Origin of the sequence: Ornithinimicrobium pratense (genome assembly GCF_008843165.1) — a bacterium.
GTDB lineage: Bacteria > Actinomycetota > Actinomycetes > Actinomycetales > Dermatophilaceae > Ornithinicoccus > Ornithinicoccus pratensis.
Genome location: NZ_CP044427.1, coordinates 1169332 through 1181588, shown reverse-complemented (window position 1 = coordinate 1181588; position 12257 = coordinate 1169332). Strand labels below are relative to the sequence as shown.

At 67.5% G+C, this 12257-nt stretch carries 11 protein-coding genes; 7 read left to right on the top strand and 4 right to left on the bottom strand.

Translation table 11 applies throughout. The features are described 5' to 3' along the window. Positions 1-10: 10 nt before the first annotated feature. On the bottom strand, positions 11-706 hold the full coding sequence (locus FY030_RS05310; RefSeq protein WP_158060598.1) for a response regulator transcription factor: 696 nt from the start codon (positions 704-706) through the stop codon (positions 11-13). Positions 707-796: 90 nt separating this feature from the next. Here FY030_RS05310 and FY030_RS05305 point away from each other — a divergent pair, with 90 nt between their 5' ends. Beyond that, positions 797-1381: a M15 family metallopeptidase gene (locus tag FY030_RS05305; RefSeq protein ID WP_158060597.1), complete on the top strand. Its 585-nt coding sequence runs from the start codon at positions 797-799 to the stop codon at positions 1379-1381. Between the two features lie 97 nt (positions 1382-1478). Here the strand turns inward: FY030_RS05305 and FY030_RS05300 are convergent, their stop codons facing one another. Beyond that, entirely contained in the window at positions 1479-2093 is a 615-nt protein-coding gene (locus tag FY030_RS05300; protein ID WP_158060596.1) for a TetR/AcrR family transcriptional regulator, read from the bottom strand. Between the two features lie 103 nt (positions 2094-2196). On the opposite strand from FY030_RS05300, the gene FY030_RS05295 reads away from it, so the two are divergent. Continuing rightward, positions 2197-3378: an MFS transporter gene (locus FY030_RS05295; RefSeq protein ID WP_158060595.1), complete on the top strand. Its 1182-nt coding sequence runs from the start codon at positions 2197-2199 to the stop codon at positions 3376-3378. Between the two features lie 465 nt (positions 3379-3843). Here the strand turns inward: FY030_RS05295 and FY030_RS05290 are convergent, their stop codons facing one another. Further along, positions 3844-4068 carry a hypothetical protein gene (locus tag FY030_RS05290; RefSeq protein WP_158060594.1) on the bottom strand — a complete coding sequence of 75 codons (225 nt, stop codon included), beginning with the start codon at positions 4066-4068 and terminating at the stop codon, positions 3844-3846. 114 nt (positions 4069-4182) lie between these two features. On the opposite strand from FY030_RS05290, the gene FY030_RS17280 reads away from it, so the two are divergent. The 5 genes from FY030_RS17280 to FY030_RS05270 all read left to right on the top strand — a co-directional run bounded on the left by FY030_RS17280 (position 4183) and on the right by FY030_RS05270 (position 7263). After that, positions 4183-4455 carry a tyrosine-type recombinase/integrase gene (locus FY030_RS17280; RefSeq protein WP_158060593.1) on the top strand — a complete coding sequence of 91 codons (273 nt, stop codon included), beginning with the start codon at positions 4183-4185 and terminating at the stop codon, positions 4453-4455. A gap of 242 nt (positions 4456-4697) precedes the next feature. After that, positions 4698-5186: a hypothetical protein gene (locus FY030_RS05280; RefSeq protein WP_158060592.1), complete on the top strand. Its 489-nt coding sequence runs from the start codon at positions 4698-4700 to the stop codon at positions 5184-5186. Positions 5187-5232: 46 nt separating this feature from the next. Beyond that, positions 5233-6425 (top strand): IS3 family transposase gene (locus tag FY030_RS05275; protein ID WP_420371882.1). Its coding sequence is split into 2 segments (ribosomal slippage): positions 5233-5517 and positions 5520-6425, totalling 1191 coding nucleotides; the frame shifts between segments, so codons are not numbered across the junction. Between the two features lie 20 nt (positions 6426-6445). Next, complete coding sequence (locus tag FY030_RS16310) at positions 6446-6805, top strand: hypothetical protein (protein WP_192498730.1); 360 nt, start codon at positions 6446-6448, stop codon at positions 6803-6805. Between the two features lie 257 nt (positions 6806-7062). Then, the gene (locus tag FY030_RS05270) at positions 7063-7263 is read left to right on the top strand and encodes a hypothetical protein (RefSeq protein ID WP_158060591.1); all 201 of its coding nucleotides are present in this window, start codon (positions 7063-7065) and stop codon (positions 7261-7263) included. 625 nt (positions 7264-7888) lie between these two features. Here FY030_RS05270 and FY030_RS05265 read toward each other — a convergent pair. Further along, entirely contained in the window at positions 7889-12202 is a 4314-nt protein-coding gene (locus FY030_RS05265; protein ID WP_158060590.1) for a S8 family serine peptidase, read from the bottom strand. Positions 12203-12257: the final 55 nt, after the last annotated feature.

Sequence of the window (12257 nt, the reverse complement as noted above, 5' to 3'; positions counted from 1 at the left end):
CCTGGGCGCCCTAGGCACGGTCTTCGCCTTCATGGACCGTGTCCGGTCGACTATCGATGCGGTAGCCGACTCCTGGCACGGTTGTGATGACCCACGGTTCTCCGAGGCGTTTTCGCAGGGCGGACACAGTGATGCGCACGGCGTTGGTGAACGGGTCGGCATTCTCGTCCCACGCCCGCTCCAGAAGTTGCTCGGCGCTCACCACACCGCCTTCGGCAGCGACGAGCACCTCGAGCACCGCGAACTGCTTGCGGGTCAGCGCGACGTAGCGACCGTCCCGGTGGACCTCGCGGCGGAACGGGTCGAGCCGCAGACCTGCGATCTCCCGGACGGGCGGGCGCATGTGGGCGCGTCTGCGGTCGAGCGCTCTAAGCCGGAGCACGAGTTCGCGGAGCTCGAACGGCTTGGTGAGGTAGTCGTCGGCTCCGACCCCGAACCCGGAGGCCAGGTCATCGAGCCGGTCGGCCGCGGTGAGCATGAGAATCGGCATACCACCGCCGGAGGCGACGATGCGCTTGGCGACCTCGTCACCGGAGGGTCCGGGGATGTCGCGGTCGAGGACGGCGATGTCGTAGGCGTTGATGCCCAGCAGCTCCAGAGCGGTGTCACCGTCGCCGGCGATGTCGGCTGCGATCGCTTCCAGACGCAGGCCATCGCGGATGGCTTCGGCCAGGTAGGGCTCGTCCTCGACGATCAGCACGCGCATCAGACTCTCGATGTTACGAGTACGGATCTATCGTCAACGTATCGAAAAGCGCATACGCCCCGGCAACACCCCATTGCCTTGGCTGGTGGCATGTCCTACCGCAGACCGGCACGATCCCGAGCCCGCCGCACCCGCCCAGCCATCGTCGCCGTCCTCGCCGTCGTCGGCGCTGCGCTGGTCGGAGTCACCACATCTGACATTGGCTCCGTCCGGGCGACCAGTGAGGATCTCATCACCATCAGCGTTGACGGTCCGGCGATGTTCGCTGACGAGGATCCGGCCGTGGCCAAGCTCGACCCCGCTCTGCTCAGTGCCCTGCGCCAGGCTGCGCAGGATGCCGCCGGTGAGGGGGTACAGCTGCAGGTCAACAGTGGCTGGCGCTCGGCTGAGTACCAGGAACAGCTCCTTCGGGAGGCCATCTTGGAGTACGGGTCCGCGGAGGAGGCAGCTCGGTGGGTTGCGACTCCGGGGACGTCTGCCCACGTGTCGGGGGATGCGGTCGATATCGGGCCCTGGACGGCCGCGGAGTGGCTGTCCGAACATGGCGCCGGGTACGGCCTCTGCCAGATCTATCGGAACGAACCCTGGCACTACGAGCTGCGCCCAGAAGCCCTCGGAGACGGCTGCCCGCCCATGTATGACGACCCTACGCAGGATCCCAGGATGCAGCAGTGAGACTGTCCCGGTACGAATCGTCACGAGCTCTGTTCAGAACCCTCGGCAGGCTCAGGCGGAGGCTGGCTCTTCGGCACGTCTCAGACGATGGCAAAAGTCATCTGTGAGCGGTCGCGTTCAGGCTGCGATCGTGGAGCCGCCACACCGCGATCTCACGTGCGCGCCTGAGGAGCTGGTCATCGCCGTCGATGCCGCGATGGGCGATGGCTCCTTCGAGCAGCAGGTAGATCTCCTGAGCGACGGCGACAGACTCCTGGTGAGAGGCAGAACCTGGGCCGAGCAGCTCGACCAGGCGGTCGAGCACGGCTCGTTTGTGGGCGCGCACGACCCGGTAGGCGGGATGATCGGCGGGCAACTCCGCCGCAGCGTTGATGAACGCGCAGCCCCGATCCGATGACTCGGAATCTTGGGCGTACGAATCGAAAAGGGCGAGCACCGGAGACTCCGACTCCCGCGCCACCCGCCGCTCCATCCGTTCCCACCAGCGTTGGTGACGGGCCTGGAGGTAGACCGCGACGAGCTGGTCTTTCGACCCGAACCGGTCATACAGAGTGCGTTTGGTGATGCCCGACTCCGCAGCGATCGTATCGACACCGACCGCATGGATGCCATGCCGGTAGAACAGCTCGGAAGCTACTTCCACGAGGCGCCGCGCACCAGCGGTCAACGGCGGCATTTGTAGCACCTCAGCGGAGTCGTCCTCGGCCTCCATGTGAACTCCTCGCCTCGCGTCATTGACTTCACCGACCAGTATACGTACCGTGTTCTGGGTTCACAGATCTGTGAGATTGGAGCGGATAATGCGGGAGCAGAGCATGGTGGCCGAGGGGGACGAGGCTGGCCTACTCAGCCGGCGCCAGTCACTGTGGCTGACGGGCGCCGGGCTGTCGTTGATCGCGGTCTGCTACGGACTGGCCCGGTTCGCCTACGGGTTGTTCGTACCGGTCTTCCGCGCCGAGTTCGCGCTGGATGCCGGCACAGCCGGGGCGATCGCGTCCGGCTCTTACGTCTCATACTGCCTTGCGATCATCGCCTCCACGATCCTCACCCCACGGTTCGGCGGACGCGCCGTCGCCGTCGCAGCGGGAATGACTGCGACCGCCGGGGTGCTCATCGTCGCGGCCGCGCCAACTGCCGGAGTGCTCGCGGTAGGGGTACTCATCGCCGGATCGAGCACCGGCGTGGCATCGCCGCCCCTGGCCCACGCGGTTGCCCACACTGTGCCGGCACCGATGCGCAACCGGACGCAGACGGTGATCAACGCCGGCACCGGCATCGGTGTGGCTGTTGCCGGCCCGATCGCACTCCTTACCCACGAGCACTGGCGGGTCGCCTGGGTTCTGTTCGCGATCATCTGCGCCCTTGCCACCCTCTGGGCCGCCTTCGTTGTTCCTTCCGGGCCGGTGAACCGCTCGGGCGCAACCACCGCCGATGCCCTCATCCCTCGCCCCCTCCTACCCACCGGCAGCGGCCGACTGCTCACGGCGGCCGCGCTGATGGGAGCCGCCAGCTCCGCGATGTGGACCTTCGGTCGTGACTTACTCGTCAGCACCGGAGGAATGAGTGAATCCGCCTCGTCCATCGCGTGGGTCTTCCTCGGCGCCTTCGGCGTGCTCGGTGCGGCAGCCGGCGACCTGAGCCGTTGCTTCGGCATCAGGGCCAGTTGGGTGACGACCATGCTCGTCATGGGGCTGGCCACAGGCCTCCTCGCCGCGTATCCCGGTATCGTCGCGGTCGCGTGGCTCGCGTCGGCGGCCTTCGGTGCTGCCTACATCGCGTTGACCGGGCTGCTGCTGATCGGGGGAACCGAGGTCTACACGCAGGCCCCCGCAGCCGGGGTCGGATTAGCGTTTCTCGTCATCGCCCTCGGCCAGGCGGCCGGTGCTCCCGTCATGGGAGCTCTCTCGGCGAGCGCTGGCCCATTCATCGCCTTCATTGCAGCAGCCGCGGTCGCCGCGATCGGAGCCTTCATCCGCCCTGTCGTACGTCGGCCGTGAACGGTTCCGCTGGTCACCGGCGGTCGATCGATGTGGTGGCCTGTGGACTGCGAGTCCACCTCGGAGGAAGCGTCTGCCGATCAAGTACAGAGGGACCCCCTGGACCTCTCGACGGTGTTCCTGGTGCGGTTGAGTGCCGCAGAGCAGGACAAGATCCAGAGCGTGGCCGACGCCAACCACATCCCCGTCCCCACCCTTATACGCGCCTGGATCCTCGAGAGACTTGACCAGGAAGGCACCTGAGACGCACTACTTTGTCGCCAGTCGTTGGCTCGAGCTAGTGCCACTTGACCAGGTGACGAACTGCTGTCTGGTGGTCGGCGTGGCCGCTGGCGGGACTCCAAGAGCGCACCCGCCTTGCCAACGATGTCCGAGTAGGCGGCACATCGTAAGACGCTGGCGCTGGGGCGGTGGGCCGCGGAGTCCTGGAGGCCAAGGTCCTCAGTGGTCAGGTACTCCAAAGGGTCAACGTCCGAGAGGCTCGAGCAGCAGGTCGTCCTCGGTCAAGAGGTCCAGTCGCTCGCTCGTGGTGATCACGTAGTTGGCGACCGCGAGCTCGAACTGGCCGGTTCGGAGGCGGAGTTCTTGACGTTCTGGCCGCCGGCCCGCCCCGTCGACGTTGATGGTGAGGGTGCCGCCGGGGATGGGTACTCGCTGACCTTCAGGGGACTGGACCGCAGCTTCGGCCATCAGGACCGGTGCGGGCGAACGCCGTCGGTAGGGTCCGGCGTACGTCGAGTCGGCCCTCGAGTCTGGCGAGAGCGGTCGCCGCCCGGCTACTTATTATGGGGAGCTTGCAGGCCAATGTGGTCAGCGACCGCAAGGTCTGCCGCTTCTGGCTGCTCGGGACGGGGTGAGGCGCATCGCGAAGACGGCCAGATTCCCAGGCCCATCAGCCCCCACTCGCTACGGCACGCCGCCATCGCCAACGCTGTGGACGCCGGAGTGCCCCTACGCGACGCCCACATCCTGGCCGGTCACGCTGACCCCAGAACCACCGGGCACTACGACAGGGCCCGCGGCAACCTCGACCGCCACGGCGTCCACCTCCTCACCGCCTACGTCGCCGGCGTGTAGATATCCCTAGCGAAGACGTCAGTTCCGCCAAATGTGACGCGGGCGTAAAGCGGATGAGTGCACCGATGACACCGAGTCCGAAAAGATTTAGATCAATGCCTCACTGGGGTATGGGTAGCGACAAGAAGTGGCGAGTATGCAGGTCAGGGCGAAGGTGTGCTGGCTGGATAGAGTCCTGCGGCGGATCTTCTGCGGGCTGGCTGCGGACTGCTGGTGCCTCAGGACAGATAGCCTGGGGTGGTATGAGCGACGAGAGCCACGCTGATCCTGAAATCTTTCTTGTGACGATGGAGGAGGATCGCCGCGTCAGCATGATAGAGGGGCAACCACCGGAAGCCGCACTCCGCAGCCCCCGCACGTCGCTCTTCACGATCTTCTGCCCTGCGACGGCGACGATGAGAGCGCGCGGCTACTTGTTCACGACAAGGCGGGCGAGTGTCAACGACAGTTTCGACGTAGCCATCGATGCGGGCACCTTGCGCATCGTGGACAAGGAAGGAGGGGCCTTGCTGATGGCTTTCGCTCCAGGCATGTGGGGGACGTTCCAGAGTGCTGCCATCCTGGAGGGCCGTTATGCGATCCGCGTCGGCGCGACAACCGGCTCAGATGCTGGTTCTATGAAGAAAACGTTGATCCGGGTGCGGGACCTACAGTTGAGGATTGCAGAGGGTATGCACCCGTGGAGAGAGTCGACTCGCTACGACACGGGGGACTGCTGCACGGATAGGTGACACCTGAGCTGCCTAGTCCTCGGGCTGGGCTGAAAGGATGTTCACCGTGACCAAGCCCTACCCCCAGGAGTTCCGCGACGATGTCGTCAGGGTCGCGCGCAATCGGGAGCCGGATGTCGGACTCGATCAGATCGCTAAGGACTTCGGGATCCACTTCACGACGCTGTACACGTGGATGAAGAGGGCCGAGGAAGCCGACGGTGAGCGGCCCGGTGGGGCCGCGGTCGCCTCGGCTGAGCTGCGTGAGGCCAAGAAGCGGATCCGGTTGTTGGAGCAGGAGAACGAGGTCCTGCGCCGCGCGGCGGCCTATCTGTCTCAGGCGAACCTGCCGGGGAAATGATGTACCCGCTCGTCCGCGAGCTGGCCGTTGACGGGATCCCCGTCACGGTGACGTGCCGGGTGCTCAAGATTGCTCGCCAGCCCTACTACCGGTGGCTGGCGGGCCCGGTCACCGACGCCGACCTCGCCGCGGCGCACCGCGCGAACGCGCTGTTCGATGCTCACCGTGACGATCCTGAGTTCGGGTACCGGTTCCTGGCTGATGAGGCCCGCGATGCCGGCCACGCCATGAGCGAGCGGACGGCGTGGCGGTTGTGCTCGGACAACGGCTGGTGGTCTGCCTTCGGGAAGAGGCGGGGCAAGAACGGCAAGAAGCCTGGCCCGCCGGTGCACGAGGACCTGTGCGCTGTCAGCGATGAGAAGGGCCGGATCCGGCACGAGTTCACCGCCGACGCTGCGAACGAGCTGTGGGTGGGCGACATCACCGAGCATTGGACCGGTGAAGGAAAGCTGTACGTCTGCGCGTTAAAGGACGTCTTCTCCAACCGGATCGTGGGCTACTCCATCGACTCCCGGATGAAGTCCAGGATCGCCGTCACCGCACTCAACAACGCCGTCGCCCGGCGCGGTGACGTCACCGGTTGCGTGGTTCACACGGACAGAGGATCGCAATTTCGTAGCAGGAAATTCGTCCACGCTCTTAACCGCCACGACATGGTCGGGTCGATGGGTCGAGTCGGCGCCGCGGGCGACAACGCCGCCATGGAGAGCTTCTTCGCGCTGCTCCAGAAGAACGTCCTTGACCGACACCCCTGGGCCACCCGCAACGACCTGCGGATCGCGATCGTGACCTGGATCGAGCGCACCTACCACCGCCGCCGCCGACAAGCCGCTCTGGGCCGGTTGACCCCCATCGACTACGAGACCATCATGACCACACCAGCCAATCAGGCTGCGTGACTAACCACTGTCACCTGATCGTGCAGCAGTCCCCGGTCGACATCATCGTGGACGGTAAAAACCTAGTGGACTGGGTCCGCCCTCACGTACCACCCGGGTTCAAGCTACCCGAGTTTCTTGGTCACCCCATCGGGACCAACATGACCGAACTTCTCCTTGGTCATCGCCCTGAGGATGAGTCTGGGCGCACAGCGCTTCTCGGATGTACGTGCACGGTCATCGGCTGCGGGCCACTCCTTGCCCACATCGAGGTCGGATCCGAAACCGTGACGTGGTCGGACTTCGGGCCGGGATGTGGCGCAGACTACGAAGGGCTCGAGCTCCAATTCGACAGAGACACCTACATGGACGCGCTCACTCGGTACGAGCAGATCATCTGATCTGGTTGCGCAGCCGCACGGTGGACGCACGACTCTGCCGCGCTCAGGATGGCTGCGCTCGCCCGCTCATGCCGTGGGACGTTGTGGCACCTGCTGTCAAGGGTCGGATCAGACCGTGGTCGCAGAGCCGCCTGGAAAGCTCCTCCGGAGGTGGGATGCAGTCCCTGCGCATGGCACCTAGGTTGGGTCTCATGCCGACCATCGTCTGCCCTGCCTGCAGTCACGCCTTCGATCCTGCAATCTCTGGAGAGGGTGGCGTGCCTGATCCGTCTGTCGTCCGCTGGTTCGCCGCCGACGAGAGCGGGCTCGGTGACACTTCCACAGCTGAGGCCTACGCCCGCTACCTCCGGAGCACCGATGAGGCGCCCGCCTCGCGCGCGCGGTTCGTCGCTGACCTGGCCTACCTCGGCGTCGAAGAGGTGCTCGACGATGACACCCACATGCTGATCCGTCACTGAATGTCCCCGCATGGCGGGCAGACGGTCCCATTGGCCAGTGCCACGCCGGACCTCAACAGCATTGCGGGTCACCGCTCGGGTCGCAACGGCACCTCATCACTCCAGGCACGGCTCAGCTAGACATCCTGTTCTGCGGCGGGTCGCATGCCCTGGACGAGGCCGGCTCGCGCCAGACCTCCGGTAGCGTGCTCCCCTGACCGAGGCGTACAAGGACGACGCTTGCAGCCCTGCCCCTGGAAGGGACCCCCTCGATGCGGAAAGAAAGTCTAGGCGCACTTACTGTCGGCCTCCTTGCCTTCGGTATCGCCTTTCTCAACCTCACCAATCGCGCAGACGAGAACGCTTTTTGGCTCCTAGCCCTACTGGGTGTAGGGCTGATCGGCGGCGCCGTCGCACGAGGACTGCAGACCGGCACACCTTGAGACGCGTGGCGGCCGACCCTGTCCCACCTTGGAAGACGTTCGCTTCCCCCTTGCTACAGGCCGACCCACACAGGTCGCCCACTTCCTCACAGAAGCAAGAAGAATGCCGGACCGACCGCGCCTGACCGACAGCGCGTAAGGGCCCGACCGGACACCCCTGGTGGCGTTCGGTCGGGCCTCTTCACGTGCTCGGTAGGTCTGGCTCACCGGAGGGTGCGCAGGTGGTGCAGCACCTCCTCCGAGACGGCGACCGGGCCACCCAGGACGTTGATCGTCGAAGGGTCGAGCTGCTCCAGCTTGCCCCACGTCACACCCGGGACGTTGTCCTGACGGACCAGCAGCAGCGGTGCGGCCTCCCGCTTGGCCCACGCGGCGCCGGCGAGGGCGTCCGGCCAGTTCTGGCCCGAGGCCAGGACGACCATGTCGGCGCTGGTGAACTCCTCGGCTAGGAGCACCGCCGTGTGGTAGCGGTCATCGCCCGCCACCCGATCGACGTGACCGTAGGCCTCGAGCTCCCGCATCACCTCATCAGACACCGCCTCGACCCCACCGACCACGACGATCCGCTCGGGACTGATCCGCTCCAGCTCCGCGCGGGTCGCGCCCGGCAGCGACGTCGGACGGGTCAGCAGGACCGAGGCGCTCTCGTAGGCCGCCGGACCGACGGAGCCGCCGAAGGGCAGCGCCGATGCGGCGAGGGCGTCGGGGAAGTTGACCCCGGTCGTGACGTAGATGGTCTCCGGTATCCCGAACTCGCGGGCGACCAGAGCAGCCGTCTGGTAGCGGTCAGTGCCTCCGATACGACGCACCTCGGCAGCGGGCACGACCCCACGGATCTGGTCCATGACCGCGTCGTGGATCGCCTCGGTCCCGCCCAGGACCAGCACCGTGCTCGGTTCGAGGCGGCTGAGCTCGCTCCTGGTGGCGGAGGCGAGGCCGTGCGGTCTGGTCAGCAGGACCGGACCCGCCAGCTCACCGGCCCGCGCAGCGCCCACGAGGGCGTCGGCGAACTCCAGACCCGTCGCCACCACGACGGTGTCCACACCGGGCTCGTAGTGGGCCGAGATCTGGGCGGCCGTCGCGTACCGGTCGAGCCCGGCGACGCGCACCACCTCCGGGCCGTCCAGCTCGCCGTCGACGCGGAAGGCCCGGATCACCTCCTCCGTGACCGTGCTGCCGGCGGCGTCCGTCGCCGTGGCCCGCAGCGAGACGAACTCGGCGTCCGACGGGGCGTCGAACGCGACGGAGACGTTCCCCTGACCGTGCAGGGTCACCTCCGCCTCGGTCCACGTGTCGCCGTCGTCGGCGGACCACCAGGTCTCGAAGGCGGTCAGCTCCGGAGCCGGGGCCGGACCGTCCAGGGTGGGCATTGGGTAGACCTCGGCATCCATCCGGACCTGGCGCGCGCTCTCGTTGAGCAGGCTGAGCTGCTGCACGCCATACCGGATGTCGAGCATCGGCAGCGTCTGCAGGTCCTCGGTCGTGGCCGAGGGGAAGGTCCACTCGGTGTCTAGGTGGATGCTGCGTGGGAACTGCGGGTGGTCGATCTGTGTCCGCTGCACAAGACGGAGGTCTGCCTGCGTCGGCACCTCGGCCATGAGGTCCGGCCACTCCTCGCTCTCAGCGATGAGCTCACCTCCGGCCCACAGGCCGAGGTATGAGGAGGCCGCCCCCTCGACCATCGTCGCGTGACCGTGGTCGTCAGCCACGTGCGGTAGGACGAACTCGACGAGGTCAGCCTCTCGGACGCCGTGGATGCCGGGCAGCCCGTGGCTGTAGACCGCGCTCAGCCAGGCGGTGCTGAGCCGCTGACCCGGCTCGTAGCTCTCGAAATCGGTGTCCCACCAGGTCAGCGGCCAACCCTCATCATCGGGCTCCATCACCGACTGGACCCACTGGACGCCCTCGGTGCTGACGAACTCCGTGCGCTGCGTCGGGCCCTCCTGCTCGAAGAGGCCGATGGAGGCCATCCACCACCCATCGGGCAGCGGGCCTCGGCCCTCGAGGAAGAGGCTGGGATCGGTCTCGGCGCGGTAGGTCGAGTCGATGGCCGCGAGCTCGCTGTCGCTGACGACGTAGGTGAGGTCGGCGGGGACGACCGGCTCGACGAAGGCGAGGTCGTAGGTGTAGTCCGGTCGCTCGCCCGGGCCTTCCAGCCCGTGCGTGGACAGGTGCGCGAAGGTGCCGTCCAGGACGGGCTCGGTCGGGGTCGCGTAGAGCGGGATGTCACCGACTCCCCAGCCCACGCTCAACCCACCGTTGTCGGCGTAGTCGGTCCGCTGATGGGTCAGCGAGGCCTCCAGGGTGGTCGCCGGCTGCTCCGTCCGCACCGTCAGCGGGGTCGCCTCCCGCGCGTCCAGCTCGACCACCGTGTCACCGGCGACCTCGAGCTGCGGCTGGTAGATGCCGGTCAACGACACGACCTCCGGCCAGTCTCCGCTCTCGTCCCACTCCGGGAGGTAGGCCGTGACCGAGTAGGGGCCGGGCTCGACCCGGATCGTGGTCTCGCCGTCCACCGGAACGTCGATGTCGGCGAAGATGCTCGCGTCCTGGACGTTGAGGACGGCTGCGTCGACCTGGGCCGGCCCACCGCTGCGGTCGATCGCCCTGATGGTCAGGTCGTACTTGAGCGGCTCGTTCTCGAAACCGACGGTGGTGCGGACCTGCCGCCCCTCGTCGTCGCTGGCCAGCACGACACCGCCCCAGCGGCCGACGTCGACCTGGCCGGGGGTGATGGTGACGTCGACCGTGGCGGTTCCGCCGGCCGGGACGGCCAGGGTCTGCGCAGAGAGAGTCAGCGCGCTGCCACCGTGGTCCCCGGCATCGTCGGCGAGCTCGGTCGTCAGCGCGACCGTGACGTCGGTGTCGCCGTCGTTGCGGTAGGTCAGGGTCCGGGTCTCCGGCTGGAGCTCGTCCTGCGGGAACGGGAAGAGCCCGAAGGACAGCGAGGCCGGCTGCGCCACGAGCTGCGCATCCAGGGTCGTCGGCAGGTAGACCCGCCCGGCGCCCTCACGCCATACCGTGTCGCCGACCGGCTGAGCGGAGCCCATGAGCACCGACTTCAGCTCCTGGCCGGACAGGTCGGGCTGCGCCTGAGCCAGCACCGCCGCAGCCCCGGCGACGTGCGGTGTCGCCATCGAGGTCCCGGACATGCTGGTGTAGTGCTCGTCGATCGGGTCACCGAGCCAGCCGTCCGCGGCCCGCGCCGCGATGATGTCCACACCGGGGGCGACGATGTCGGGCTTGAGCGCGCTGTCGCCGGTGCGGGGACCCTGACCCGAGAACTCGGCCCAGACGTCCGACTTGTCGACTGCGCCCACGGTCAGTCCGAGGTCGGCGGTGCCGGGGGTAGCCACTGAGCCCGGACCCGCCCAGCCCTCGTTCCCGGCCGCGACGGCGATCAGGACGTCGTACTCCTCCGAGATGGCGTTGACCGCCTGCGCACCCGGGTCGGTGCCGTCGGTGAATCCGAAGGGCACGCCCAGGCTCATGTTGAGGATGTCCGCGCCCTGCTGGGCCGACCACTCCATGCCCGCGATGATCTCCGACTCCCAGCCGTACCCGTCGTCGTCCAGGACCTTGGTGTTGATCAGGGAGGCGTCGTACGCGACACCGCGCATGGCCGGGTCGACCGCACCGGTGCCGGCGATGATGCCGGCGACGTGTGTGCCGTGCCCCGCCCGGTCCATGGTGTCCGGACTGTCAGAGAAGTTGCCCTCCAGGATGACCTGCCCCGCCAGGTCAGGGTGGGTGGTGTCGATGCCGGTGTCCAACACGGCGACGGTGACGCCCTCACCAGTGAACCCGGCATCCCACGCCTGCGGGGCCCCGATCTGCGGCATCGACTCGGCATCCATGCTGCGCACGGGCGCGTCGAGCCACACCCGCTGGATCCTCGAGACCGCCGCGGGGCTGCTCCCGGGGCTGGCACCCAGGGCACCGACCAAGTTGAGACCTTCCTCGCCGGTGACGGCGGTCGCGACGGCATCGATGGAGGTCAGCGACCGGACCACGTCCAGGCCCGCATCCCGGGCGACACCGCGCATGAGGCTGTCGTCGCCCGTCGCGATGCTCTCACCGGTCATCTGCACGATGAGGCGGGTGTCCTGCTCGCCGGTGAGCCCGGCCTCGACCAGACCCGTCACGTCGAACAGGCGCCGGTCCAGCACACCGCTGGACACCAAGGCCGCCGCGTCGCTGGGCACGACAAATAGGCGTTCCCCGTCGTGCATCTGTCGGAAGGCGACGGGAACGCCGCCCGGGCGCGGCGCCGCGACGACGCTCGCCGTCGTGGTGGGCCGGGCACCCGCGGAGGTGGCCACCGTCACCACGTCACCAGTGATCAGGGTGACGGTATGCCGTTCCCCGCCCACGTCGCCTCCCGCCGAGGCAGTGCGCTCACCTCCCCCCGTGCCACCCGTGCCCGAGCCGGCGGCCTGGAAGGCCCCTGCCGATCCCGAGCCCACCGTGCTGGCCACCAGGCCAGCCACGACGACAGCTGCGATACGTCGCCCCATTGCGAGGTCCCCCGTCTGAACACGTAAGGAAATGTGAGCGGAGCGTATCCAGGGC

What these genes read in the sequence shown, in the direction of transcription:
- FY030_RS05305 (WP_158060597.1), top strand. Translation starts at nt 797, where the DNA reads ATGTCCTACCGCAGACCGGCACGATCCCGAGCCCGCCGCACCCGCCCA.
- FY030_RS05300 (WP_158060596.1), bottom strand. Translation starts at nt 2,093, where the DNA reads ATGGAGGCCGAGGACGACTCCGCTGAGGTGCTACAAATGCCGCCGTTG.
- FY030_RS05265 (WP_158060590.1), bottom strand. Translation starts at nt 12,202, where the DNA reads ATGGGGCGACGTATCGCAGCTGTCGTCGTGGCTGGCCTGGTGGCCAGC.
- FY030_RS17280 (WP_158060593.1), top strand. Translation starts at nt 4,183, where the DNA reads ATGTGGTCAGCGACCGCAAGGTCTGCCGCTTCTGGCTGCTCGGGACGG.
- FY030_RS05310 (WP_158060598.1), bottom strand. Translation starts at nt 706, where the DNA reads ATGCGCGTGCTGATCGTCGAGGACGAGCCCTACCTGGCCGAAGCCATC.
- FY030_RS05290 (WP_158060594.1), bottom strand. Translation starts at nt 4,068, where the DNA reads ATGGCCGAAGCTGCGGTCCAGTCCCCTGAAGGTCAGCGAGTACCCATC.
- FY030_RS05295 (WP_158060595.1), top strand. Translation starts at nt 2,197, where the DNA reads ATGGTGGCCGAGGGGGACGAGGCTGGCCTACTCAGCCGGCGCCAGTCA.
- FY030_RS05280 (WP_158060592.1), top strand. Translation starts at nt 4,698, where the DNA reads ATGAGCGACGAGAGCCACGCTGATCCTGAAATCTTTCTTGTGACGATG.